At 58.3% G+C, this 23,264-nt stretch carries 24 protein-coding genes and 1 pseudogene; 12 read left to right on the plus strand and 13 right to left on the minus strand.

Annotation, left to right across the window (positions count from 1 at the left end; all coding sequences use genetic code 11):
* Positions 1 to 104 precede the first annotated feature (104 nt).
* Both RTE01_RS23280 and RTE01_RS26225 read right to left on the minus strand, forming a co-directional pair.
* Positions 105 to 1,325 (minus strand): amino acid deaminase, encoded by a 1,221-nt coding sequence (locus tag RTE01_RS23280; RefSeq protein WP_134525220.1) that lies wholly within the window; start codon positions 1,323 to 1,325, stop codon positions 105 to 107.
* A gap of 79 nt (positions 1,326 to 1,404) precedes the next feature.
* Positions 1,405 to 1,564, minus strand: a pseudogene (locus RTE01_RS26225) (hypothetical protein).
* Between RTE01_RS26225 and RTE01_RS23285 the strand changes: the two are divergent.
* From RTE01_RS23285 to RTE01_RS23305, 5 genes are all read left to right on the plus strand, one after another.
* The gene (locus RTE01_RS23285) at positions 1,527 to 2,966 is read left to right on the plus strand and encodes an N-acyl-D-amino-acid deacylase family protein (RefSeq protein WP_141335398.1); all 1,440 of its coding nucleotides are present in this window, start codon (positions 1,527 to 1,529) and stop codon (positions 2,964 to 2,966) included. The pseudogene RTE01_RS26225 and the gene RTE01_RS23285 overlap by 38 nt on opposite strands.
* A gap of 10 nt (positions 2,967 to 2,976) precedes the next feature.
* On the plus strand, positions 2,977 to 3,369 hold the full coding sequence (locus tag RTE01_RS23290) for a RidA family protein (protein WP_041143919.1): 393 nt from the start codon (positions 2,977 to 2,979) through the stop codon (positions 3,367 to 3,369).
* A 173-nt stretch (positions 3,370 to 3,542) separates the two neighbouring features.
* Positions 3,543 to 5,030, plus strand: coding sequence for a sodium:solute symporter family protein (locus RTE01_RS23295; RefSeq protein WP_041143920.1), 1,488 nt, complete (start codon positions 3,543 to 3,545; stop codon positions 5,028 to 5,030).
* Positions 5,031 to 5,040: 10 nt separating this feature from the next.
* Positions 5,041 to 5,910, plus strand: a complete 870-nt coding sequence (locus RTE01_RS23300) for a 2-dehydro-3-deoxygalactonokinase (protein ID WP_041143921.1) — start codon at positions 5,041 to 5,043, stop codon at positions 5,908 to 5,910.
* Positions 5,897 to 6,505: a 2-dehydro-3-deoxy-6-phosphogalactonate aldolase gene (locus RTE01_RS23305; RefSeq protein ID WP_141335400.1), complete on the plus strand. Its 609-nt coding sequence runs from the start codon at positions 5,897 to 5,899 to the stop codon at positions 6,503 to 6,505. The genes RTE01_RS23300 and RTE01_RS23305 overlap by 14 nt, the downstream gene beginning before the upstream one ends.
* On the opposite strand, the gene RTE01_RS23310 is transcribed toward RTE01_RS23305, so the two are convergent.
* Positions 6,494 to 7,357: a MurR/RpiR family transcriptional regulator gene (locus RTE01_RS23310; protein ID WP_141335402.1), complete on the minus strand. Its 864-nt coding sequence runs from the start codon at positions 7,355 to 7,357 to the stop codon at positions 6,494 to 6,496. The two genes, RTE01_RS23305 and RTE01_RS23310, sit on opposite strands and share 12 nt — an antisense overlap.
* 82 nt (positions 7,358 to 7,439) lie before the next feature.
* Entirely contained in the window at positions 7,440 to 7,973 is a 534-nt protein-coding gene (locus RTE01_RS23315) for a GNAT family N-acetyltransferase (protein WP_076946460.1), read from the minus strand.
* A gap of 31 nt (positions 7,974 to 8,004) precedes the next feature.
* Here RTE01_RS23315 and RTE01_RS23320 point away from each other — a divergent pair, with 31 nt between their 5' ends.
* Positions 8,005 to 8,841, plus strand: a complete 837-nt coding sequence (locus tag RTE01_RS23320) for a GNAT family N-acetyltransferase (RefSeq protein WP_134525221.1) — start codon at positions 8,005 to 8,007, stop codon at positions 8,839 to 8,841.
* 65 nt (positions 8,842 to 8,906) lie between these two features.
* Here RTE01_RS23320 and opgB read toward each other — a convergent pair whose 3' ends face one another.
* The 6 genes from opgB to RTE01_RS23350 form a co-directional block, all read right to left on the minus strand.
* A complete protein-coding gene (opgB, locus tag RTE01_RS23325; RefSeq protein WP_115193614.1) occupies positions 8,907 to 11,198 on the minus strand; it encodes a phosphatidylglycerol--membrane-oligosaccharide glycerophosphotransferase in 2,292 nt (763 codons plus the stop codon).
* Between the two features lie 257 nt (positions 11,199 to 11,455).
* Positions 11,456 to 11,950, minus strand: coding sequence for a DUF2501 domain-containing protein (locus RTE01_RS23330; protein WP_041143927.1), 495 nt, complete (start codon positions 11,948 to 11,950; stop codon positions 11,456 to 11,458).
* Between the two features lie 66 nt (positions 11,951 to 12,016).
* Positions 12,017 to 12,754 carry a DNA replication protein DnaC gene (gene dnaC / locus RTE01_RS23335; RefSeq protein WP_041143928.1) on the minus strand — a complete coding sequence of 246 codons (738 nt, stop codon included), beginning with the start codon at positions 12,752 to 12,754 and terminating at the stop codon, positions 12,017 to 12,019.
* A gap of 2 nt (positions 12,755 to 12,756) precedes the next feature.
* A complete protein-coding gene (gene dnaT / locus RTE01_RS23340) occupies positions 12,757 to 13,296 on the minus strand; it encodes a primosomal protein DnaT (RefSeq protein ID WP_041143929.1) in 540 nt (179 codons plus the stop codon).
* 106 nt (positions 13,297 to 13,402) lie between these two features.
* Positions 13,403 to 13,876 carry a threonine/serine exporter gene (locus RTE01_RS23345; protein ID WP_041143930.1) on the minus strand — a complete coding sequence of 158 codons (474 nt, stop codon included), beginning with the start codon at positions 13,874 to 13,876 and terminating at the stop codon, positions 13,403 to 13,405.
* Complete coding sequence (locus tag RTE01_RS23350) at positions 13,867 to 14,643, minus strand: threonine/serine exporter family protein (RefSeq protein ID WP_115193613.1); 777 nt, start codon at positions 14,641 to 14,643, stop codon at positions 13,867 to 13,869. Before RTE01_RS23350 ends, RTE01_RS23345 begins: the two co-directional genes overlap by 10 nt.
* A gap of 288 nt (positions 14,644 to 14,931) precedes the next feature.
* Between RTE01_RS23350 and pobA the strand changes: the two genes are divergently transcribed.
* The 4 genes from pobA to bglJ all read left to right on the plus strand — a co-directional run bounded on the left by pobA (position 14,932) and on the right by bglJ (position 18,595).
* The gene (gene pobA / locus RTE01_RS23355) at positions 14,932 to 16,116 is read left to right on the plus strand and encodes a 4-hydroxybenzoate 3-monooxygenase (RefSeq protein ID WP_134525223.1); all 1,185 of its coding nucleotides are present in this window, start codon (positions 14,932 to 14,934) and stop codon (positions 16,114 to 16,116) included.
* 23 nt (positions 16,117 to 16,139) lie between these two features.
* The gene (locus tag RTE01_RS23360) at positions 16,140 to 17,009 is read left to right on the plus strand and encodes a helix-turn-helix domain-containing protein (protein ID WP_134525224.1); all 870 of its coding nucleotides are present in this window, start codon (positions 16,140 to 16,142) and stop codon (positions 17,007 to 17,009) included.
* 225 nt (positions 17,010 to 17,234) lie between these two features.
* The gene (locus tag RTE01_RS23365) at positions 17,235 to 17,957 is read left to right on the plus strand and encodes a helix-turn-helix domain-containing protein (protein WP_123552668.1); all 723 of its coding nucleotides are present in this window, start codon (positions 17,235 to 17,237) and stop codon (positions 17,955 to 17,957) included.
* Positions 17,918 to 18,595 (plus strand): DNA-binding transcriptional activator BglJ, encoded by a 678-nt coding sequence (bglJ, locus tag RTE01_RS23370; protein ID WP_052474464.1) that lies wholly within the window; start codon positions 17,918 to 17,920, stop codon positions 18,593 to 18,595. The genes RTE01_RS23365 and bglJ overlap by 40 nt, the downstream gene beginning before the upstream one ends.
* A 14-nt stretch (positions 18,596 to 18,609) precedes the next feature.
* Here bglJ and RTE01_RS23375 read toward each other — a convergent pair whose 3' ends face one another.
* Positions 18,610 to 19,068 (minus strand): YbaK/EbsC family protein, encoded by a 459-nt coding sequence (locus RTE01_RS23375; protein WP_041143935.1) that lies wholly within the window; start codon positions 19,066 to 19,068, stop codon positions 18,610 to 18,612.
* A 339-nt stretch (positions 19,069 to 19,407) separates the two neighbouring features.
* Between RTE01_RS23375 and RTE01_RS23380 the strand changes: the two genes are divergently transcribed.
* Positions 19,408 to 20,751 (plus strand): PTS sugar transporter subunit IIC, encoded by a 1,344-nt coding sequence (locus tag RTE01_RS23380; protein WP_041143936.1) that lies wholly within the window; start codon positions 19,408 to 19,410, stop codon positions 20,749 to 20,751.
* A gap of 43 nt (positions 20,752 to 20,794) precedes the next feature.
* Here the strand turns inward: RTE01_RS23380 and fhuF are convergent, their stop codons facing one another.
* Positions 20,795 to 21,583: a siderophore-iron reductase FhuF gene (gene fhuF / locus RTE01_RS23385; RefSeq protein ID WP_123552670.1), complete on the minus strand. Its 789-nt coding sequence runs from the start codon at positions 21,581 to 21,583 to the stop codon at positions 20,795 to 20,797.
* Positions 21,584 to 21,695: 112 nt separating this feature from the next.
* Positions 21,696 to 22,742 (minus strand): GGDEF domain-containing protein, encoded by a 1,047-nt coding sequence (locus RTE01_RS23390; protein WP_134525225.1) that lies wholly within the window; start codon positions 22,740 to 22,742, stop codon positions 21,696 to 21,698.
* A gap of 262 nt (positions 22,743 to 23,004) precedes the next feature.
* Here RTE01_RS23390 and RTE01_RS23395 point away from each other — a divergent pair, with 262 nt between their 5' ends.
* Complete coding sequence (locus RTE01_RS23395) at positions 23,005 to 23,244, plus strand: DUF1435 domain-containing protein (protein WP_041147516.1); 240 nt, start codon at positions 23,005 to 23,007, stop codon at positions 23,242 to 23,244.
* Positions 23,245 to 23,264: the final 20 nt, after the last annotated feature.

Here is a 23,264-nt window from a genome sequence, read left to right on the forward strand (position 1 = left end):
CGCTGGCGGACGAGCACCTGGCGCGGGCGGAGAGGCTGTTTAGCGCCATGCGCTCGCAGGGGGCCGGTTTCCCGGAGACGGCGCGGGCCGTCATTCGGGCTGAATCAGAACAGCGTATCCAGCTCTTCCAGCAGGTTATAGTCATCGTCGACCAGCAGCAGCGTCTTCCATTTGTCGAAGGTCAGACACGGATGCGAGGTGCCGAAGACCAGGATATCGCCAACCTGCACGTCGCTGCCCGGCGCCAGGCGCAGCATGCAGTGCTGATCCATGATCCCGACGCTGACGATCTCCTCCGCGCGCAGCGCCAGCGGCTCGCCGTCGCGATAGTGGGCGATGGGCTGCGGCAGCCCGGCATCGAAAGCGCAGTCGCGCTTGCCGAAGTTAACCACCGCGCGATCCGCTTCCGGAACCGACTGCACCATCGCCATCAGCTCGAGGGCTGAGGTCAGATCGCCGGCCAGATCGCAGGCGATCGGATCCCGGGCGATCAGCGCCTGCTGGGCATCATCGTAGATCCCCCTGTCGTGCGTGATGTAGCAGCCGGGGCGGATCGCAATCCGGCAGCGCGCCGGCTTTTTGGCCGCCAGCCAGATGTTGCACACCACGTCATACCACACGGTGCCCGCGCCGGTGAGGATAAACTCGCCGTCAACCAGCGGCTCCATCCGGCAGGCGAGGTCCGCGGCCTGGCGCAGCAGCGCTTCAACCTGCGGCTGCGGATCGTCTCCGTGCAGCACCCCTTCATACAGCTCCAGCCCGCGCAGCTTCAGGCCCGGCAGATTGGCCGCGGCCTGTGCCAGCGCCAGCGCGTCCTCTACGCTGCGACAGCCGCAGCGCCCGCCGGGCACCCCAAGCTCAATCAGCACATCCAGGGTTTGCCGGCGTTCGGCAAAAAAGGCCGACAGCGCGCGGGCGTTAGCGAGGCTATCGATGCAGCAGATGAAATCGACGCTGCGGTAGTGGGTTTTCAGCTGCGAAACGGTCTGCATGTTGGCCTTGCCGACCAGCTGATTAACCATCAACACGCGCTGGATGCCGCTGGCCATCGCCGCGGCGGCCTGCCAGGCGCTGCCGACCCCGATACCCCAGGCGCCGGCCCGCTGCTGGGCCTGAAAAATCCACGGCGTCATCGTCGTTTTGCCGTGCGGCGCCAGCGAGACGCCGCGGGCGTCGGCGTAGCGCTGCATCCAGGCAATATTGTTTTCCAGCGCGCTTTTTTTCAGCAGCGCGGCGGGAAGGCAGACCTCTTCCGCCAGCAGGTTTGCCGGCGATGTCATCGGCGCTGATTTATGCGGGACAAGCGTTGTGTGGTGGTATTTCATAACACTATCCTTTCAGGTTTTACGTTCGGATTTGGAATGGGTATCAGTTATAAATTATTGATAAATATTATTTTAATACTTAATCATTATTCGTTGTGAATAAAAGTATCACAAAACGATCTGGGTTTTGCGTAGTTTTCCACTGTTTTTACGCCGTGTAAATGGTTAACTTGTCGGCATAGTCGAAAGGGAGTAATTGCTATGAAGGTTGACTGGCTTTTTAAGAACGTCACGGTCATTGACGGCAGCGGCGGGCCGCAGTATCGCGGCGACGTGGCGGTGAAGGGCGATCGTATTGTGGCTATCGCTCCGGCGCTGCAGGTGGCGGCAGAGCGCGAAATCGAAGGCCAGGGGCGCGTGCTGGCGCCCGGCTTTATCGATGTGCATACCCATGACGATATCAACGTCATCCGGATGCCTGAATATCTGCCCAAGCTCAGCCAGGGCGTGACGACGGTGATCGTCGGCAACTGCGGGATCAGCGCGGCAATGGCGACCATGCGCGGCGCGGTGCCTGACCCGATGAACCTGCTGGGCGAGCAGGCGCAGTTTATCTATCCCACCGTGCAGGCCTATGCCCACGCGGTGGAGGTGGCCAGGCCTTCGCTCAACGTCGGCACGCTGATTGGTCATACCGCGCTGCGTAATAACCATATGGACGATCTGTTCCGCCCGGCGACGCAGACGGAGATTGCCGGCATGCGCGTCCAGCTGCGCGACGCGCTACGTGAAGGGGCGCTGGGCCTGAGCACCGGCCTGGCCTACGCCAGCGCGTTCCACTCCACCACCGAAGAGGTGATGGCGCTGGCGGAAGAGCTGGCGGCGGAGAAGGGGATCTACACCACCCATCTGCGCTCTGAGTTTGAGCCTATCCTCGAGGCTCTCGACGAAGCGTTTCGCATCGGCCGTCACGGCAACGTTCCGGTAGTGGTGTCTCATCACAAGTGCGCCGGAGCGAAGAACTGGGGGCGCACGCGCGAGACGCTGGCCTTCTTCGATGAGATGCGCCAGCGCCAGGAGATCGCCTGCGACTGCTATCCCTATTCCGCCAGCTCCTCGACGCTGGATATGAAGCAGGTGACCGATGAATTCGACATCGTGATCACCTGGTCCGAGTCCCGGCCGGAGCAGGCGGGAAAAACGCTCCGGCAGATTGCCGACGAGTGGCAGGTGAGCCTGCACGACGCCGCGGCGCAGCTGATGCCGGCGGGCGCTATCTACTACAACATGGACGAACAGGACGTGCGGCGGGTGATGCGCTATCCGGTTACCATGATCGGCTCCGACGGCTTGCCGAACGATCCGATGCCGCATCCGCGGCTGTGGGGCGCTTTCCCGCGGGTGCTGGGACACTACAGCCGCGACGAGCAGCTGTTCCCGCTGACCACCGCCATTCACAAAATGACCGGGCTGTCGGCGGCGCGCTTCCAGCTGCCGGAACGTGGGCTGGTTAAAATCGGTTACTTTGCCGATCTGGTATTGTTTGACCCACAGACGGTGCGCGATGTAGCCAGCTTTGCCGACCCCAAGCAGCCGGCGGACGGCATTGAAGCGGTGATGGTCAACGGCGTCATGAGCTACGGCAGCGATAAAAAAATTACCGGGCGCGCGGGGCGTTTCCTGCGCCGCCGGATGGACTAAGGAGTTGAATATGAGCATTAAACGTTACGGCGTGGAAGGTGGAACCGGCACCGGCGGGCAGCATCTGCCGTTTGCCCGCGCGGTGGAAGCGGGCGGCTGGCTGTATGTTTCCGGCCAGACGCCGATGAAAAACGGCGAAGTGGTGGAGGGCGGCATTGTCGATCAGTCCCGGCTGGCGATTCAGAACTGCGTCGATATCATGAGCGAAGCGGGCTATACCCTTGCCGACGTGGTGCACGTGAAGGTGATCCTCACCGACTCGCGCTATTTCCAGTCTTTCAACAAAGTGTTCCGCGAGTTCTTTGGCGATAACCCGCCGGCGCGGATCTGCTGCGTGGCCGATCTGGTGGTGGACTGCAAAGTTGAAGTGGATGTGACCTGCTATAACGCTGCCCGCGTTTAAATAATAGCTCCCCGCCGCTGGCCGGGGAGCAGCCCATAACAATGTGAGAGTAGCGCCAGGTCGAATAAATCGCCCGGCGCGACCAGGATTGCTTTGCCTTTTTTCGGCATCGTTACTATTAACTCATAATATTCAGCGGTACGAATATTATTTATTACGCCTGGATGTGAGCAATGAATAATATGTCATTCCTGATTTGGTTTTCCGTTTATGCCTGCGCGATGATCGCCTTAGGCTGGTACGTTTCGCGCAAGCAAAAGAACGGCGACGACTTTCTGCTGGGCGGGCGCTCCCTGCCGATGTTCCTGACGCTGGGGTCGACGGTCGGCACCATGGTCGGTACCGGCTCCAGCGTAGGCGCCGTGGGCTTTGGCTACAGCAACGGCTGGGCGGGGATGCTGTACGGCCTCGGCGGTGCGGTCGGTATTTTGCTGGTGGCGTGGCTCTTCGCCCCGGTGCGTAAATTTCGCTTTATGACCATGAGCGAAGAGATGTCGTATTACACCGGCGGCAGTAAAATTATTAAAAACCTGGTGGCGATCCTTATTTTTATTGCCTCGATCGGCTGGCTCGGCGCCCATATATTGGGCGGCGGTCTGTACCTCGCGTGGGCCAGCGGAATTGATATCAACGTCGCCAAAATTATTATTGCGCTGGCCTTTGTGGTTTACGTCGGTATCGGCGGCTACTCGGCGGTGGTGTGGATCGACACCATTCAATCGATTGTCCTGTTCGTCGGCTTTATTTTAATGGCGATCCTCGCGGTCCATCACGTTGGCGGCTGGAGCCATATTCAGCAGGCGGTTGACCCGGCGGCCCAGAGCCTGTTTGCCGTCGATAAGCTCGGCGTGCTTCCCGCGCTCTCTCTGGCGGTGGTGATTGGCGTGGGGGTTCTGGCAACGCCGTCCTACCGCCAGCGTATCTACTCAGCAAAAACCGTCTCCTCCGTGCGCCAGTCGTTCACCATCACCGGTCTGCTCTATCTCGGCTTTTCGTTCCTGCCGGCGATTATCGGCATGGCGGTGTGGACGATGAACGCCAATCTCGAAAACAGCGGCTTTGCCTTCCTGTTCGCCACCCAGGTCCTGCCGCCGGTGCTGGCGATGGCGATTCTGATCGCCGGGATGTCGGCCAACATGTCCTCTGGCAGCTCTGACGCCATCGCCGCCGTCTCGATTATGCTGCGCGACCTTTACACCCTGGTGACCGGCCATATGCCCGCACCGGAGAGGGCGATTCGCCTGTCGCGGATGTTCCTCGTACTGGTTATCGCTCTGGCGCTGGTATTCGCCCTGACCTCCAACGACATCATTAGCTACATCACCAAAATGATCTCGATGATTATGTCCGGGATGTTTATCTGCACCATGCTCGGCCGCTTCTGGACGCGCTTTAACTGGCAGGGAGCGGTTGCCGCGCTGGCCGGCGGCGCCGGCGCATCGGTCGCCGTGCTGATGGACAGCGACTGGCTGGCGTTCTGGGGCAACCCGTGTATTCCGTCGGTGCTCACCAGCCTGGTGGCTTCGGTGGTCGTTACGCTGCTGACGCCGGCGAGCAGCATGAGCCGTGAAGAGGCGCTGGAGATGATCACCTGCGAGCGGGAAAGCACCCCGGCGGCACCGCCGCTGGCGATCGGCAAACGCAATACGTCGCAGGGCTAAGGGGACGCAGATGCAGGACTATATTGCCGTCGACTGGGGCTCAACGCAGCTGCGCGGCTGGCTGATACGCGACGGGAAATGCGTGGCAACGAAGCAGCTGCCGTTGGGGATCTCCCGGCTTAACGGCGAGGCGCCGGCGGAGATATTCCGCCAGCATCTGGCGCCCTGGCGCGGCGAACGGGCGCTGCCGGTATTAATGGCCGGGATGGTCGGCAGCGATGCCGGCTGGTGCCCGGTCCCGTACCTGGCCTGTCCGGCAGCCATCGACGCGCCGGGACGCCGGCTGTTCAGCGTCGCCGAAAAGGTGTGGATTGTGCCCGGTCTCAAGGTCGAGCTGGCCGGGGACTACGGCGTGATGCGCGGTGAAGAGACCCAGCTGCTGGGCGCCGGGCAAATCGCCCCCGCCGATTGCTACATTATGCCGGGCACCCACAGCAAGTGGGTGCAGGTAGAGCGCGGAGTCGTGCAGCATTTCTCCACCGCCATGACCGGGGAGCTGCATCATCTGCTGCTGAGCCAGTCGCTGATTGGCAGGCAGCTTCCCGAGCAGCGGCCGGACGACGCCGCTTTTGAGCAGGGGCTGGAAAAAGGCATGACCTCGGCGCTGGCGGGCGAGCTGTTCACCGCTCGCGCCGCCCGGCTGCTGGGGGCGCTGGCGCCGGCTTCGGTCAGCGACTATCTCTCCGGGCTGCTGATTGGCGCCGAGGTGGCGGCCTTTGGCGAGCGCTACCGCAGCGCCGCCGTCACCCTGGTGGGCGATCCGGCGCTGACTGCCCGCTACCAGCGGGCAATGTCGGCGCAAGGTCGGGTGGTACAGAGCTGTAGCGGCGATGAGGCATTCTTGAACGGTATGGCGAGGATAATGGATGAACGCAGTTAAGCTGGTCGCGATTTTGCGCGGTATTGGCCCCGCAGAAGCGGCGGAACACGTTGAGACGCTGGTGGATGCCGGTTTTCGCTATATTGAAATCCCGCTGAATTCACCGGACTGGCAGCAGAGTATTCCGCAGATGGTCGGCCGCTTTGCCGAGCAGGCGGTGATTGGCGCGGGGACGGTACTTAACGTCGAGCAGGTGGACTTTCTTGCCGCAGCGGGGGCGAAGCTGGTGGTGACGCCGAATACGCAGTCAGCGGTGATCCGCCGGGCGGTGGCGCAGGGGATGCTGGTCTGCGCCGGGTGCGCTACCGCGACGGAGGCGTTTAACGCCCTGGACGCCGGCGCGCAGTGGCTGAAAATCTTTCCCTCCTCCGCGTTTGGCCCCGACTATATTCGGGCGCTGAAGGCGGTGCTGCCCCCGGAGGTGCCGGTGCTGGCGGTGGGGGGCGTGACGCCGGATAACCTCGCGACCTGGGTGCAGGCCGGGTGCGCCGGCGCGGGGCTGGGGAGCGATCTCTACCGCGCCGGTCAGCCGGCGGCGCGCACCCGCGAGCAGGCGCAGCGCTTTATTGCCGCCGGCCGGGAGCTAGTCGCCTAGCGGCTGACGGTCGACGCCGCCGCGGTGGCTGTCGAGCGCCAGCTTGATGCGCCGCAGGCGGTCTTTTGCCTGCGGCTTGTTGGCCATCGCCAGCTCGGTAGCCAGTACGTCGACCATCGCCAGCATGGCGTAGCGCGAGGTGCTGGGTTTGAAAATATAGTCGTTTTCGCGCACCAGCAGCGGCAGCAGCAGATCGGCCTGCTCCGCCAGCGGCGTATCCGCCGGAGTGATGGCAATCACCTTCGCCCCGTACTGCCTGGCGATAGCCGCGCTTTCAATAATCTCTGTGGTATAGCCCCCCAGCGACAGCACGATAACCACGTCCTTCGGCGTTACCGCCGAGCTCATCATGCGCACCAGCAGGCCGTCGTTCTGGCTGACGACCGGCAGGCCGAGGCGGAACAGGCGATACTGGATCTCCTGCGCGCAGATGGTCGAGCCGCCGCCCATCCCGAGCGCCAGTATTTGCCGGGCGTCGCTAAGCCAGGTGACGGCGCGCTTCAGCGCGTTAATATCCAGCGCCCGGCGATTGGTCTCGAGGACGCCAATAATTGACTCGTAGATCCCCTGTACGCCCTCCAGGTCCGGGACATCCAGAATAAAGCGCTGCCCGACCGCTAGCGACTGCGCGAGCTTCATTTTTAGCTCGCGGACGTCCTTGCACCCCAGCGCCCGCGCAAAGCGGGTGACGGAGGCCTGGCTGGTGCTGGTCAGGCGGGCAATTTCGGCAATCGGCAGCTCGGCCGCGGCGGCGACGTCGTCGAGAATAAACTGGGCAATCCGCTTTTCGGTAACGGTCAGCTCGAGAAAGCGATCGGTGATGCAGGAGATGATATCGATCGAGTAGGCCATACGGGTATCAGTCGCTAAATGTGTAATGATACTTTGTACCATATTCAGGGTGGAAAAAGCAGCGCCGGAGCGGCAATGTGGGCTACAGCGCCAGGCGCATGGTGCAGCGGGTCTCCGGCAGCAGGCCGTGGTCCGTTTCCCGCTCCCTTTTGGCCGCCAGCCCGGACGGCAGGTGCTGCTCATCGAGCATGCAGAATCCCAGGCGGGTGTAGAACGGGGCGTTCCACGGGACCTCGCGGAAGGTGGTCAGCGTCAGAGCCGGATAGCCCATAGCGCGGGCGGTGTCGGCGACCCGCGTCAGCATCATCCGGCCAATGCCGCGCCCCTGCCACTGCTGATGGACAGCGATCTCCACGATAAACAGCGCATCATCGAGCGGCTCGCTCAGCAGAAAGCCAACGGGCTCGCCGCCGCCGATGGCCAGCAGGCTGTGGTCCGTTTCGAGATACTGATAATGCTCCCGGGCGCTGATGACCGCGCTGTCTGCCAGCCAGGCGAGAGCGGGGATCTGACGAAAAGCCTGCGCTGCCGAGCGCTCAATAGCGGGCAGCCGGGGAATATCGCTCTCCCCGGTCAGGCGCAATGTCACTTCGGCAGTTATAGTGTTAGTTTTCATTGCCTCAGCATAGCACCTTTGGGAGAAACGTATGGAGTTGACTGCCGTTCCCGCCACCTGCTTTAGCAGCGAACAGCTGACGACGATCCTTAGCGACTGTTTTGAAGATTATCTGGTGCCCGTTTCGCTGTCGGTCGAGGTGTTTGTGCAGCGCTTCAGCGCTGAAGGGCTGAGCCTGCTGGATTCCTGCGTCTGGCTGGCGGGAGATACGCCGGCGGCAATCGCCATTATCACCCGCCGTGGCGATGCGGCCAGGCTGGCGGCCTTCGCCGTGCGGCCGGCATGGCGGGGAAAAGGAACCGGCCGTGCGCTGATGGTGTCGCTGATGGCCTCGTTACAGGCCCGGGGCGTGCGGCGGATGTGGCTGGAGGTGATCCGTAATAATCACGCCGCGGTTGCGCTGTATCAATCGCTGGGCTTTCGCGTTCGTCACGGGCTTTGCGGCTATCTGAGCGCGCAGCCGGAGGGCGAGGGCGCGCCGCTGCTGCAGTCGTACGATGTGCTGGCGCTGACGCGCAGGGCGGGGGCGGAAATCAACGGCCGGCTGCCGTGGCTGATGGACCCGATGACCTTCAATACGCTGCCGTGCCGCGCGTTGACGCTTAATCAGCAGGCGTTCGCGGTGCTGGCGACGCTCACCGCTAAGCCGCAGCTCCAGCTGCTGTGGGTCGAACCTGCCGCCCGCGGCCGCGGCCTGGCGCGCGAGCTGCTTATTGCCCTTGCCCGGCAGTTCCCCGGTCTTGGCACCTCGGTCAGCGTTCCGCAGTCGTTTACGCCGCTGTTCAGCGCCGCGGGATATGCCACCATGGCGCTGCAGCAGTATGAGATGAGCGTGGAGTTCCCCGGCGAGGCTTCTGCCGGGCGGTAATAAGATGGGGTCGGCGGCGGTTTTACACCGCGCCGTCCGGCCCTCAGAGAGCCGGACGGCCGGGCTTAGCCTTCGCGCTTGACGATTTTTATATCCACCATGCCGATGCCCAACTGGCGCGGCGCGTGGCCGAGAATATTGCCTTCGTTGGTGGACTGCGGGTCCGGCGGGACGATGATCAGCGTATCGCTGCGCGACGGGTTGTCGAAATGCAGCGTGGTGGTGGAGACGTCATTGGCCAGCGTCAGCGTTTGTTCGCTATCCCCGACGCGAACCGGGATCGGCTTATTGGCGTTGGGTCCGTAGGCTTTGGCGGTGATCACCAGATCGAATTTCTCCGGCAGCGGGTTCTTAAACTCGATTTTGACTTCGCCGCCGAGCTGCGCGTTGGACCAGCGGCCCCAGGATTCCGGCCGGGAGATGCCGCTAAACTGCCTCACCTCTTCCGGCGCGCCGGCGACGTTAAACACGAAGCTATCGGCCTTATAGCGAATATCGTTATCGACAATTTTCAGCGTATCGACGTTGCCTTTGTAGCGCTCCATATCGATAAGGGTATCTTTAAACGCCGTTTTCCCCTGCCACTGGGCTTTATCGACGCGCTGTACGGTCTGCTCGCCGCCGAGCTGGCCCTGCGATACGCACCAGTCGGTCGAGAGCGCCAGCTCGCTGGACCACAGCTGGCCCATCTTGTAGCAGCGGTCGATCCAGACAAAGTTATCGCGCGGGGCAAAATCAGCCAGCTGATAGCGCAGCGGCGCGGAGTATTCGCTCTCCGGCAGCGGCTCGACGCGTTTATCGGAGACCCGCAGCAGCAGCGGCAGACGGAAGTGGCTGCCGGAGAAGGAGACCATGCTTTTCTGCGGGTCCACGGTGAAGTTTTTCATCTCTTTCGGGAAGTTCCACAGGCGGATGACGTCCGGCTTCCAGGCCAGCACCTTATCTTTCATATTGAGGAAGATGCCGGAAAGCGACTGCCCGGAGAGGCTGCTGCGCCCAAGGCCGATGTAGTTATCGCCGCCGAGGATATCCAGCACCGTGGCGCCGTTGTCCATGGTATTACGCTTCACCGCCAGCGTATCCTGCTGCGGCTGGTCGCCGCGCAGTACGAAGAACAGGTTGCTGCGATCCTGCTTGTTCAGGTATTCCCAGGCGCTGTTTTTCATCGCCAGGTGATCGGAAGAGACCACAATCACCGTATTTTTGAAATAGGGCGAGGCTTTGATCTTCTCGATAAGCGCCGCGATGTGTTCCTGGCTGCAGCTTACCGCGCTGAAAGAGAGGTTCTTTTTACCGCCCATTTCATAGCTTTTTCGCTGACAGGTGCGGGAAATAAAACCGTCAGGATGGTGGGTGTCCACCGTTAGCGCAAAGAGCGAGAAGCGTTTACCGGACTGCGAAAGCTGCTCGAATTTTTTCCAGGTTTCATCCAGCACGGTGTCGTCGTAGAAGCCCCAGTCGTTGCGGTAGGCGGGGTCGGCAACCGTGGTTTTCAGCTCTTCAGCGCCGTACAGATGATCGAAGCCGTGAGACTTGAGGAACACGTCTTTTCCGGCGAAACGCAGGTTGGCGCCCTGCACAAAATAGTTTTCGTAGCCGGAGTTTTTCAGAATGTCGCCGAGGCAGATATTCTGCGGGAAGAAGCTGGAGACCGAGGCCGAGGCGTTGCCTTCAAACGGCGCAAACAGCGGGATGCCGCACTGCGAGGCGACCATCCCGGCGATAGTGTAGTCGGTGCCAGGCAGCTGGGCGGTGTTGCTGAAATCGAGGCCTTCGCTTTTCAGTTTGCCAAGCTCGGGCGTCAGGTCGGGAAACGCCTCGTTATCAAAATAGGTGCGCTCAAGGCTTTCGCCGTAGATATAGACCAGGTTGAGCTGGGGGTTGGCGATGCTTTTCGACGGCTCTTTATAGTAGGTAACAAAATCCGGATCGCCGTCGCGGGACTGGGATTTCACCAGCTCGCTAATCTGGCGGAACGCCGGACTGGCGTCAACGGAGGCCAGCGCGAGAACCAGCGCCAGCAGGCTATAGCCAAAGTGGTGAGGATGATGACGGCGTCGGCGGAGTATCCAGCCCAGGGCGCTGAAAACGCTCACCAGCGCCACGACAATCCCGGCGCCGGGAAGGATATATTTGCCGACGCCCGCGCCGGTCAGGCTGTTGGTCAGGGTATAAAGCACCGCGTCATTAATGCCGTCGCCGGTGAAATAATCGCTGGCGTAGAGAGTGATGTTGAGGACCACAAACAGGCCCAGCACCGTTAGCGTAGCGGCAAACCACCAGGTATTGCGACCGGCCTTCAAGGCATAAATCACCACCGAGGTGAGAAACAGGGCGATGGATAACAACTCTGACACAGCTTACCCTCATTAGCGCCAGCTGACCGCTAGCCGAATAGATCACTTTCCACGATATACTGTAATGGCAGCGCCATACTGCTGCAATTGTAGAGTCATGAAACTGTGCTGTGGTTCAGAATTGGTTTATAAATTGGTATTTTTGAGCGACGTCTCATCCTTCCCTACGGGGGAAAATGAGACCATTAATGTTAAAAAATGGGGCTGCGGCCGCGTTGGCCAGGCAAAGGCGCCAAACGCGGCATCTGGGGAGAGGATCAGGAGAGGAATTTCGCGCCCTGTTTGAGAACCAGATCGCAGGCCTGCGTTTTGACTTTTTCCGCCAGCGGGCTGCTGCCGAGGGTGCTCAGGTTCAGCTGCTGGCCGTTATTGCTGTTCAGCAGACCCTGCAAACCTTCAAGATAGCCGGTGTCCTCTTTCTGTTTTTCCGGGGTGCCGAGGCCGAGCTTATCCAGCACCTGGTTTTTGACGTTTTCGGTATTGGTCACCGAGGAGAGCTTCTGCTTCGCACAGTACGACATAATGCCGGCGGCATTATTCATGCTGCTGGCGGTCAGCGACTGGCTCCCGCCGTTCAGCAGGCTGGTCAGCGAGGACATCGACAGCGCGCCGCTTTGCTGCGAGCCGCTTTGGCTGCTGAGCTCGCTGGCGGCGCTGGAGAGAGAGTCCTGCCACGAGGCCGCCTGCGCGCCGGTGACAAGAAATGCCGCGGCAGCGACGCTGCAGCGGAGCAAGGATTTAGCAGATTTCATAAACGGTACTCTTCGTCGTTATATAAGAATTTCTTGAGTATAACGCCGCCTGAGATCGGAAATGTCTTAATACTCTTTGCCGGTGACCCGGTGACGATAGCTATCCCAGTTGAAAATCACCCACAGGCTGTTGCCGAGGCGCATGCGGTCCATCACGCGCTCGCCGAGCAGCTTGTTCATCTCGTCCATGTTGCTGTTGGTTAGCATCCCGGTCGGGCGCTTTGATGAGGAGCGGCGATCGACGATCTGATTGATGATCACCTTTTCATAGCGCGATTCGGTTTGCATGCCGATCTCATCGATCACCAGCAGATCGACCCGGCTGAGATCGTTCAGCAGCTGCTCCTCGCTGATCTCCCGGTTGCCGAAGGTGTCCTTCATTGCCGACATGATGTCGGCGACGGTAATGATCAGCACCGATTTGCCGCGCAGCAGCAGCTCGTTACAAATGGCGGCCGCAAGGTGGTTTTTACCGGTGCCAGGCTTGCCGGAAAAGATAAAGCTGGCGATGTTGCCGTCGAACTCTTCAACGTACTGGCGCGCTCTGGAGAGCGCGTTCATCTGGCCTTCGCATTCGACCCGGTAGTTCTCAAACGAACAGTTTTGATGCAGCGGGCGGATGCCGGAGCGGTTAAACGTCCGCTGCATTTTCATCGCCCGGTTCTCCCGCTCGAGGGCTTCGGAACGCAGCTTGCCCTGCTCTTTCTGCCACGCCAGCAGCTCTTCGCCGGTTTTAAACGCCGGTTCGACATGAGCAGGCATCATTTTTTGCAGGCGCTTCATCAGTTCGCCAACGTTTTTCATGCTCATCCTCGGAACCCTCGTGGAATATGGTTATCCGGCTCGCTGACCGTATTCACATCACGACGCGGCTGGCCGCCGTTGCCGGCACGACCGATTTGCACGCTACGCGCCAGCTTCTGCTGCCACTGCACGTGATGAAAAACTTTGCCTTCCGCCTGCCAGTAGGCAACGAATGCCGCCAGCTCTTCCGGCGTCACCGGCTGGCTGAGGGCGATACCCCACAGCGCCGCGAGGCGCTGAAAATCGGCGTCCGGCTGCCAGTCGGCGTACATGGCGAATTTCCCCATAGGGATTGCGGCCGGCGCGGCGGTCGGCTCGTCAAAGAACTGCGTATCAAGCGCGATATCGCTGCCGGGGCGTGCCAGCTTACTCTCCAGTTCAAGCAGCTGGGCCAGGCGTTCCGGCGTCAGCGCGTAGAAGGCGGGAGTATTGTTGGCAAAAACGGCAACGGCACCGCCGGCCGATTTTGCGAGAATGGCCGCAGGATCCTGAATGAAATCATCCAGGCCGCTAAAATCGGTAGTTAAAATTCGCGAAGACATAACACTATCTCAACTCTGAACAACGATAGAGAGGGGGAATAGCACATATAGTAGCACAGCGCCCGGCCGGGATGGAGCGGCTGAGCCATCCCGGCGGCGCCGCTTGCTATACCCGCGGACGCTTGCGGTACAGCCACAGGCCAGGAATAGAAAGGCCGATAGAGAGCGCACCAACGATAGACGACGCCTTTAAAAAATTGCTTAACAGCATAATCATCATCTCTTCAGAATAACCAAAATGACTGATTTTGACCGCCGAGATCATCGCCGTATAGGCGGATATGCCGGGGAACATCGGGATCACCGCGGCAACGGTAAAGATCTTCGGGTGGGCCAGGTACCAGCGCGACCACTGAATGCCGATACAGCCAATCAGCAGGGCGGCAAGGAAGGTGGCCCACTCGATGTTAAAGCCCGCCGTCATCATCACCATTCGTGAACCGTGACCAATGGCACCCAGCAGCGCGCACCAGCGCAGCGCCCGCTGCGGGACGTTAAAGACCATCGCGAATCCGACGGCAGGGATGGCCGCCAGCGCCATGTCCTGAGCCAGCGCAAACAGATATGTGATTATGCCCATCCGCGCAGCCCCCACATGGTCATCGCCATCACCACGCCAATGCAGGTGGCAAGGGTCAGCAGGCTGGCGAGCGCCCAGCGCGCAAGGCCGGTGTTGATATGCCCTTTGAACATATCCGCCACGGCGTTGATCAGCGGAAAGCCGGGCACCAGCAGCAGCACGCTGGCGGCCATCGCCACGGTGGACGTGCTGGCAAACGTCGGCAAGCGCAGCATCAGCCCGGAGATAGTGGTGGCCACAAAGGCGGTAATGCAAAAGTTAATCTGCGGATGCATCGAGCGGTGAGTCAGCAGCTGGCGGATATACATGGCGATAGTGCTGGCGCAGAAGGTGACCAGCGCGCCGTCCCAGCCGCCGTTGTTTAATTTGCAGAAGCACGCGCAGGAGAGCCCGACCATCAGCACCAGCAGCCAGCGCGGGTAGCGCAGCGGTTTTATCTGGGTGAAGCGCTTTTCCACATCTTTATAATCCAGCAGCTTATGCTCGGCAAGGATCACAATATGCTGCACTTCGGTCACTACGTGCATATTAATACCGCGATCGACATTCTTGCGCGTTGAGGTCAGGCATTCGCCGTCTTTGATGGTGGTGAGGACAATCGCATTCGAGGAAATGGCGCTCTCGACGCTGTCCATACCTAACGCCCGCCCCAGGCGAGTAGAAAGCTCCTCAACCAGCGCGCTCTCCGCCCCGTGTTGCAGTAAGAAAAGACCACACTGAATGCACAATCGCGTAATTGTGCGCTGAACTGTCCGATCTGCTTGCATAAATACCTGCCGTCAGTAACGCCCGATGCCGTAGTGTCCGTCGCTACTTTAACCTGAACTCTCGCTTTGCCTGAGGGGGTCGGGATCAAACAATGTGCAAAAAGCCGGCTCCCGGCGGTATGGATAAATTTTGAACTGCACCACACTTTGCTAAAACTGTTGAAAAGTGCAGTTTTTACCGCCGTTATTGCCTTCTTTTTCCCACCTGACTTATCAAAAATGCACATGAAAACTTTTAATAAACAAAAAACAAACAAATAATTAACCATTCGAGAGCGAGACACCCCTATGAAAACTCAGGTCGCGATAATCGGTGCCGGCCCCTCCGGGCTGCTGCTGGGGCAGCTGTTGCATAATGCGGGGATTCGAACCGTTATCCTCGAACGGCAGACGCCTGAATACGTCCTCGGGCGGATCCGGGCAGGTATCCTCGAAAGCGGCACCGTCGATCTGCTCCGTGAAGCAGGCGTGGCGCAGCGTATGGACGCGGAAGGGCTGGTGCATCACGGGGTTGAGTTTTTGTTTGAGGGACAGCGCGTTCCGCTCGACCTGACGGCGCTCAGCGGTGGGAAAAGCGTGATGGTGTACGGCCAGACCGAGGTGACCCGGGATTTAATGGCGGCCCGTGCCGAGTGCGGGGCGCCGATCGTTTATGGCGTCAGCGACGTGGTGATTCAGGATGCGAAAAGCGATCGGCCGGCCATCACCTTCGTCAGCGGCGGGGAAACGCACCGGCTGAGCTGTGATTTCATCGCCGGCTGCGATGGTTTTCACGGCGTGTCGCGGCAAAGCATTCCGCGTGAGCTTCTTAAAGAGTATGAAAGCGTCTGGCCGTTTGGCTGGCTGGGGATGCTGGCCGATACGCCGCCGGTAAACCCCGAGCTGATTTATGCCCATCATGAACGCGGATTTGTACTATGTAGTCAGCGCTCACTAACTCGTAGCCGCTACTATTTACAGGTACCGCTCAGCGATAAGGTGGAGCAGTGGTCGGACGCACGCTTCTGGGAAGAGCTGAAGAACCGCCTGCCGGACGAGCTCTCTACAAAGTTAGTGACTGGTCACTCACTTGAGAAGAGCATCGCGCCGTTGCGCAGCTACGTGGTGGAGCCGATGCAGTACGGCAGGCTTTTCCTCGTCGGGGATGCGGCGCATATCGTGCCGCCAACCGGGGCGAAAGGGCTGAATCTCGCCGCCTCAGACGTCAACTATTTGTGGCGGATCCTGCGCGAATACTATCACCACGGTCGTGACGACCTGCTGGCGAGCTACTCGCGTTTCGCGCTGGATCGCGTGTGGAAAGGCGAGCGATTCAGCTGGTTTATGACCCGCCTGCTGCATGATTTCCCGCAGCAGAGCGAGTTTGATAAAAAAATGCAGGCGGCCGATCGCCGCTACTATTTTGGCTCACGTGCCGGGCTGACCACCATTGCGGAAAACTATGTCGGTCTGCCAATGGAGCGCGTGGCGTAGCGTTGAAAAGGGCAGGAGTCGTGATGCAGGCAGCGAATAGCGTTCCCGTGTTTAAGCTGTATGGGGAAGAACGAGACTGGCCGACGCCAGATCTGCTGCACTGTGAGTCTATTTTGCAGCGCAGCAGCCTGTACGAATGGCACATCCGCATGCATCAGCACGCCGAGCTGGTGCAGCTGCTGTATCTCCATAAGGGAAGCGCTGAGATCGAGATTGAGGGCGTGACCACGGTGATGACGGAAGCCTGCATCCAGGTGGTACCGGCGCTGTGCGTTCACGGATTTCGCTTTTCACCGGGCACCCAGGGATTTGTGCTCTCGCTGGCGCTGCCGCTGCTCAGCCGTTTTGAAAACCAGTTTGGCCGCCAGCTCGATGTGCTTAGCCAGCCGCAGTGCGTGCCGGTCAGGCGCTCCCGAGGCCACGTTCGGGCGCTGTTTACGGCGCTGCGCGAGGAGTACTGTGAAGAGCTTGATGCGCGTGAAATGATGCTCCATTCGCTGCTCGGCGCGCTGCTGGTGTGGCTGAACCGACGCTGCCTCCCGGCTCCGGTAACGGCAGACAGAGCGGAGAGGAAACGCAGCGCCATGCGTCACTTTTCTCGTCTGATTGAGAGCCACTATCGCGAACATCTCCCGCTGGCAGAGTACGCCAGGCGGGTGGGGATATCGGCGACGCACCTTAATTATTTGTGCCGTGAATTTCATGGCCGCAGCGCGCTGGAGGTTTTGCATCATCGGCTGATGCTTGAAGCGCGGCGTAATCTGCAGTATACCGGGATGACGATATCTCAACTGTCTGATTACTTAGGATTTTCCGACTCAACCTACTTCTCTCGTTTTTTCCGACGCTACAGCGGCGTGTCGCCAAAGGCCTTCAGAAATTGCATCAAATGAAATAGCGTTATTCTGCCCCGCAATAAATTATTTTTTCTAACTTTGATTTTAAATTTTTCTAACTTATTGAGCGTTATTGCCTGTGTTAGCGTTGATGGTTGGCAAGGTCAGACTCAATTCCTCGCCAGACTAATAAAGATCTATCTGGCACAGTAATATAACGGCCGCCAAATTATTTATCTTTATTGTTAAAGGCGCGAGTCTTCGATGGGAAGCGGAGGGTTTATGTTACCGGGAAAAGGTAAATACGGCATTATTATCAGTAAAATACCGGTTATGCAGCGTGGGCTGAAGGCAATTGCCGGGGAGCATCTTCCCGAATACGCCTTCGGCGTTTGCGGCTCTCCGGAGGAGTTGACTCTGCTTCAGCTACGGCAGGCAGTGCTGGTTATCGCTGATTTATCAGGTGAAAGCCATCAGCTCCGCGAGGTGTGCGGGGAGTATCACTCATTGATGACCCAATATAGCGATATTCATTGGGTCTATATGATTGGCCACGCCTGCGATCTCCAGGCCATGGAGATATTAGTCTGCGCGCAAAGCACCCTCGTTTCCAGCCACGACTCCGTAAAACATCTGCTTGAGGTTATTCACGCGGATGGCACGACGCGGGAGAGAATCAGCCAGACGCTCTTATCCGCCGCGTCAGGAAATAGTGAAGAAAATCGGCCAACGGCAATTTTTCTGACGCTTTCTGAACGTAAGGTTTTACGTCTGCTGGCGAAAGGCTGGGGAATTAACCAAATTGCCGCGCTGTTGAAAAAGAGTAATAAAACGATTAGCGCGCAGAAAAATAGCGCTATGCGCCGCCTCTCTTTGCGCAGCAATGCGCAGATGTATGCCTGGATTAATAGCGCTCAGGGAATGAAGGAGCTGAATATCTACGCCGCTTTTGGAGAACAAAAGCAATGGAAAAAAACACCTCACCTCGATATGTCGCTGTCGTAGAAAAATGCATGCTGACCGAACTGGCGCTGCGCCATATATTAACCGGCGCGGGGTCGGGTAATTATATTGTGCGGTTTTTTAAAGATACCCAATCGCTGCGCCGGACGCTGCAGTCGACAAACGCTATCGCCGTTATTTTTTCACTTTTCAGCAATCGCCTCTTCCGCATGGAGAGCCTGCTTTTTCTTCATGAAATCGCCTGTTCCAGTCCTGAAATACGGCGCATCGTTTTAGCGCATGATAGCGCTGAAGCGCGTTTAGTCTGCCAGCTGACGCCCTCCATGCTGCACGGCGTGCTGAATAAATCGATCTGCCGCCTGCGCTTGCAGGAGCAGCTTATTCAGCTGATTAACCCGACGCCGCAGGCGGACGAGGCGCTGATTAGCCCAGGACCGGGCCTCGGCAGCCAAATTCTGAGCCCAACGGAACAGCATATTCTTCGCTATATGACCTACGGCTATTCATTGCCAGAAATAGCGGCCCGGCTGGATCGTAATATCAAAACCATCCGCGCCCATAAGTTCAACGCCATGAATAAGCTCGGCGTCAGTTCAGATCTCGGCCTGCTGAGCGCGGCCGATATCCTGATGCATTTATCGGCCCTCGACGAGGACGCGGCGGAGGAGTGTCTCGGGTAAGCCTCCGCCCGTTTTTACAGGCAAACGTCAACCCAGGTCGCACCGGTGAGCTGGGCCATCCGGTCAGGGGAAATGCGTACCGCGCTGTGGATGGCGCCGGCCGCGGGCAGGACTTCCTGATACTGCTTCAGCGAAATATCGCAATAGACCGTCAGCGGATTTTCCAGGCCGAAAGGGCATACGCCGCCAACGGGATGCCCGGTTAGCGTGACGACCTCATCGCTGCTCAGCATGCGGGCCTTCGCCCCAAACGCGTCCTTCAGCTTTTTATTATCCAGACGCACGTCGCCGCGAGAGACGACGAGTATCACCCGGTCTTTCACCTTTAACGACAGGGTCCTGGCGATTTGTCCCGGCTCAACGTGATGCGCGGCGGCGGCGAGGGCCACGGTCGCGGTACTTTGCGTGAGCTCGATGATTTCGATATCGGGGGCGTGTTCGGCAAAAAACTGCCGTACGGACTGCAGACTCATTAGGATCTCCTGATTAATGCCCGTTTTAATCTGGCATAAGCCTCGCGGAGTGTAAATATTGCCGGCTGATAATCGAGAATTTTTCCAATTTCTGGATCTTCTTCACAATCACCGCAACCGGTTACTGTAACCGGTTGCGGTTATGGTCGCTCAGATGAATACTGAATGGGTAACTTCCCTGCGTCACTTATAACAAAGAGCCGTGTATGAATCGTACTGACTTGAGCAGTATAGCTGGGCGAATGGCTAATGTGCTTTTTCGCTCACAGAACATGTTTCATCACAACGGCAGGATAATCGTTGTTGGGCCTGTTTCTATAGCCTGTCAGGAGGGCTGCTATGTCTGCTAACCATGCTGCGTTTAATCTGATATTCCGCTTTGTAGAAAATTATATTAGCCCTGTCGCCGGGCGAATCTCGTCGCAGCGCCACGTGATGGCTATTCGTGACGGCTTCATCTCGGCCATGCCGTTTATGATAGTCGGCTCATTTCTGCTGGTGTTTGCCTATCCGCCGTTTTCCCCGGATACCACCTGGGGCTTCGCGCGCGCCTGGCTGGATTTGGCAAAAGAGTTTGAAGGACGAATTCTGACGCCGTTCGATATGACGATGGGCATTATGTCTATCTACATCTGCGCGGCGATTTCTTATAACCTCGGTAAGCATTACGTAAAATCTCACCAGCTCGATCCCTTTATGTGCAGCATGCTGTCAATTATGGCATTCCTGCTGGTCGCGGCACCGAAAACCAGCGGCACTTTACCGGTGGATAGCCTCGGCGGAACGGGGATCTTTACCGCGATCCTGGTCGCGATCTATTGCGTTGAGATGATGCGCTTTCTGAAGGCGCATAACATCGGGATCCGCCTGCCGGATCAGGTTCCACCGATGATTAAAAACTCGTTTGACCTGCTGATCCCGGTGCTGGTGGTGGTGCTGACGCTCTATCCGCTCAGCCTGTTTATTCAGCATCAGTTTGACATGCTTATTCCGCAGGCCATTATGTCCGTCTTTAAACCGCTGGTTTCCGCTGCGGATTCATTGCCGGCAATTTTACTGGCGGTGCTGATCGGTCATCTGCTGTGGTTTGCAGGGATCCACGGGGCGGCGATTGTCTCCGGTATGCTGCAGATGTTCTGGCTGACCAACCTGGGTATGAACCAGCAGGCTCTGGCCCAGGGCGCGCCCTTACCGCACATCTTTATGGAGGCGTTCTGGACGTTCTTCATTGTGATAGGCGGCTCTGGCGCCACCATGGGGCTGGTTATCTGCTATCTGCGCAGCCGCTCGGCCCATCTGCGGTCTATTGGCCGTCTGAGCGTGGTACCGAGCCTGTTTAACATTAACGAACCGGTTATTTTCGGCACGCCAATCGTCATGAACCCGGTATTCTTTATTCCGTTCCTGCTGTCGCCGATGGTGAACGCCGTGCTCGCCTGGGCGGCAATGAAGCTGGATCTGATTGGCCGGGTTATTTCGGTTGTCCCCTGGACTGCTCCGGCGCCGATTGGCGCAGCATGGGCGCTGGGCTGGGATTTCCGCGCGGCGATCCTGGTGATTCTTCTGGCCTGCGTTTCAGCCATCATCTACTTCCCGTTCTTTAAGGTATACGAGAAACAGCTGTTAGAGCAGGAGGCGGAAGAGGCCCAGCGCGTGGCGGAAGAGAGCCAGCAAACGGCATAAAAGCAGGCGGGCGGCGCTAAGGCCGCCCGCGTGAAAAAGCGGATTATTTTAGCGTACAGTCTCCGCACTGCTGGACGTCCGGCAGGCGGTAGCGCTGGCAGCAGGTACGCCGTACCAGCGCGCCTTCACGGATAACGACCGTACGCCATAGCGGGTTATCCCGGCCATCGGCAAACTGCTTTTCAAAGAAGCAGTGCTGGCGCAGAGCCGCCACCCGCTCCTCTCCCAGCAGCGTCTTCATCTCACCCAGATACCAGTTAATCAAATAGCCGGTATTGCTCCAGATAAGCTTCGCGTTGATATCTCCGGTCGCTTCCAGCGCCTGAATCACCGGCTGCAGGGCGTCATTGACCAGCGTTTCCATCCGCGACTGCGGCGACTGCCCGCTACCGGTGGTTGCGGAGTGGACGTCGATCCAAAAGCAGGCCGCCCGGCCGGTTTCATGGAACTCGACGCGGAAATGTTCCGGCGCCAGGCTGATGGTTTGCTCTTCGCTTAACACGGCCAGCATCAGCGGCGGCACCAGCAGGCCGATATACCATTGCGCCCACAGCGAGAGCAGCGGTTTTTGCTCCCGCGGCAGCGTTGGCTGATGGCGATAGATATGATCGGAGTAGGTGGCCAGCAGGGAGCTGAGGGTAGCCGGTGAGGACCACTCTGCAAGCGTCAGCGCGCAGGGCGGGGCCTCTTCATCCAGACGGAGAAAATCCAGCAGATGCGGGCGCAAGGCGGTGATTTTTTCCCGGATGGCATCCGCCAGCGCATGCTCAGCCGGCTGAAACGGGGCCTGCCAGATAATGTCGTTGCTGAATGGAATTGAACGGTAAGCCATCAGATCGCCAGATACAAATCTAAATGATAATGATTGCTGATACTAGTTGCTTGCGTAAAGGATGGCAAGATCTTTGTCCGCGCGGCGCTTCCCTGACGGCGCGGAGGTGGGGTTAGCTGGCGAGAATAATATTACGGCCCAGTTTTTTGGCTTCGTAGAGCGCGCTGTCCGCTCGCTTCAGCGCGCCGTCGATATCGGCATCGACGAGCGGCGTCAACCCGATGCTGATGGTAACGTTGGTGGCGACGCTTTCATTAAACATGTGGGCGATTTTCAAATCGTAGACCCGCTGGCGGATCCGTTCCGCTGCCTGCTGAGCGGTTTCCGCCGTGCTGTTGGTCAGCAGCACCATAAACTCCTCCCCGCCGAAACGGGCCACAATATCCCGTGAACGAACGGCGTTACGGATCGCGGCGGAGACCTGAATCAGCGCCTGGTCGCCCATCATATGCCCGTAGTGATCGTTGTAGGCTTTAAAGTGATCGATATCCAGCAGCAGCACATGATGGCTATTCCCATCCAGGGCCAGGAGGGTATCCAGCCGGTTTTGCAAACCGCGGCGATTGTACAGCCCGGTAAGCGGGTCGAGCATGCTCAGGTCATTCAGCGTATTACGTTCCTTCAGCAGCTTATCCATCAGCCCCTGGGTAAAGGTATCGCTGCGTTTCTGAATCAGGTTTTGCATCGTGATGCCGGCAATGGGCAGCATAAAGCAGTAGAGCATGCGCAGCCACTGCTCGCCTTCCGCAAGGATCAGACAGGCAATAAAAGTGGGGAAGGAGTGCAGGGTAAACGCAATGATATTATTGGAAAAAGCAATTGCGCCAATAAACAGGACGCTTAACAGGGCGATCACCAGAAAGTTAAAATGCGGTGGCGGCATCATTGATGATTTTTCGCAAACGTGCCAGGCCCACAGCAGACCAAATATCAGAGAAATAAAGGAAATATTTATTCTGCGCTGGGCGAATTTCCAGTGCCATAACAATAAACCGGCGCTGCAGGCGAAAATCAGGGTGCAGGGCAGGGTAAAGCTCACGACGGTAAAGAGCGGGCTGGCCAGGGATAAGAAAGCTGAAATCAAATTAAGGACTAAAAAAAGCCGTAAGGAATACTGATATTTTTTTTCGTAATGAGCTCGCCAGGATTGTGCAGTCATATGGGGGATATCATTATTAGTCGTTAAATTTCAAAATGATGGCTGCCAAAAATGAACAATAAAAAGCAATGCGCAATATAAGGTTTTTGCGAAATAATCAAATGTTTTAATATATAAGCGTTTTGCGCTTAATTTATCACCTTCATGAATGTATGTCATTACCGCAAACGTAAAGAATAAAGTATCCGTTCTGGTTAACATGACAAATGATAAAAGCTATCATATGATATTGGTTATCATTATCGTTATGAGAGGTGAAAACATGTTGCAGCGGACTTTAGGCAGCGGGTGGGGCGTGCTGCTTCCGGGCGCAGTCATTGCTGCTCTTGGATTTGCTGATTTGTCGCTGGATGCCTGGCGCGGGTTGGTAACCCTGGGACTGCTGATGTCTGCCGTGATGATCTGGCACCGACAGCTGCGTCATTTCGTGTTGCTGCCGTCATGCGTGGCGTTGGTCAGCGGGATTATGCTGATGACGTTGAATTTAAGGCTGATGGGGTAATTCAGGGGAGAGTAAGAATA

The organism is Klebsiella terrigena, from assembly GCF_006539725.1.
GTDB classification, from domain to species: domain Bacteria; phylum Pseudomonadota; class Gammaproteobacteria; order Enterobacterales; family Enterobacteriaceae; genus Klebsiella; species Klebsiella terrigena.

Bases quoted from the DNA above. Each gene is read 5' to 3' on its own strand.
- RTE01_RS23280 (WP_134525220.1), bottom strand. From the start codon at position 1,325: ATGAAATACCACCACACAACGCTTGTCCCGCATAAATCAGCGCCGATG.
- RTE01_RS23285 (WP_141335398.1), top strand. From the start codon at position 1,527: ATGAAGGTTGACTGGCTTTTTAAGAACGTCACGGTCATTGACGGCAGC.
- RTE01_RS23290 (WP_041143919.1), top strand. From the start codon at position 2,977: ATGAGCATTAAACGTTACGGCGTGGAAGGTGGAACCGGCACCGGCGGG.
- RTE01_RS23295 (WP_041143920.1), top strand. From the start codon at position 3,543: ATGAATAATATGTCATTCCTGATTTGGTTTTCCGTTTATGCCTGCGCG.
- RTE01_RS23300 (WP_041143921.1), top strand. From the start codon at position 5,041: ATGCAGGACTATATTGCCGTCGACTGGGGCTCAACGCAGCTGCGCGGC.
- RTE01_RS23305 (WP_141335400.1), top strand. From the start codon at position 5,897: ATGAACGCAGTTAAGCTGGTCGCGATTTTGCGCGGTATTGGCCCCGCA.
- RTE01_RS23310 (WP_141335402.1), bottom strand. From the start codon at position 7,357: ATGGCCTACTCGATCGATATCATCTCCTGCATCACCGATCGCTTTCTC.
- RTE01_RS23315 (WP_076946460.1), bottom strand. From the start codon at position 7,973: ATGAAAACTAACACTATAACTGCCGAAGTGACATTGCGCCTGACCGGG.
- RTE01_RS23320 (WP_134525221.1), top strand. From the start codon at position 8,005: ATGGAGTTGACTGCCGTTCCCGCCACCTGCTTTAGCAGCGAACAGCTG.
- RTE01_RS23330 (WP_041143927.1), bottom strand. From the start codon at position 11,950: ATGAAATCTGCTAAATCCTTGCTCCGCTGCAGCGTCGCTGCCGCGGCA.
- dnaC (WP_041143928.1), bottom strand. From the start codon at position 12,754: ATGAAAAACGTTGGCGAACTGATGAAGCGCCTGCAAAAAATGATGCCT.
- dnaT (WP_041143929.1), bottom strand. From the start codon at position 13,296: ATGTCTTCGCGAATTTTAACTACCGATTTTAGCGGCCTGGATGATTTC.
- RTE01_RS23345 (WP_041143930.1), bottom strand. From the start codon at position 13,876: ATGGGCATAATCACATATCTGTTTGCGCTGGCTCAGGACATGGCGCTG.
- RTE01_RS23350 (WP_115193613.1), bottom strand. From the start codon at position 14,643: ATGCAAGCAGATCGGACAGTTCAGCGCACAATTACGCGATTGTGCATT.
- pobA (WP_134525223.1), top strand. From the start codon at position 14,932: ATGAAAACTCAGGTCGCGATAATCGGTGCCGGCCCCTCCGGGCTGCTG.
- RTE01_RS23360 (WP_134525224.1), top strand. From the start codon at position 16,140: ATGCAGGCAGCGAATAGCGTTCCCGTGTTTAAGCTGTATGGGGAAGAA.
- RTE01_RS23365 (WP_123552668.1), top strand. From the start codon at position 17,235: ATGTTACCGGGAAAAGGTAAATACGGCATTATTATCAGTAAAATACCG.
- bglJ (WP_052474464.1), top strand. From the start codon at position 17,918: ATGGAAAAAAACACCTCACCTCGATATGTCGCTGTCGTAGAAAAATGC.
- RTE01_RS23375 (WP_041143935.1), bottom strand. From the start codon at position 19,068: ATGAGTCTGCAGTCCGTACGGCAGTTTTTTGCCGAACACGCCCCCGAT.
- RTE01_RS23380 (WP_041143936.1), top strand. From the start codon at position 19,408: ATGTCTGCTAACCATGCTGCGTTTAATCTGATATTCCGCTTTGTAGAA.
- fhuF (WP_123552670.1), bottom strand. From the start codon at position 21,583: ATGGCTTACCGTTCAATTCCATTCAGCAACGACATTATCTGGCAGGCC.
- RTE01_RS23390 (WP_134525225.1), bottom strand. From the start codon at position 22,742: ATGACTGCACAATCCTGGCGAGCTCATTACGAAAAAAAATATCAGTAT.
- RTE01_RS23395 (WP_041147516.1), top strand. From the start codon at position 23,005: ATGTTGCAGCGGACTTTAGGCAGCGGGTGGGGCGTGCTGCTTCCGGGC.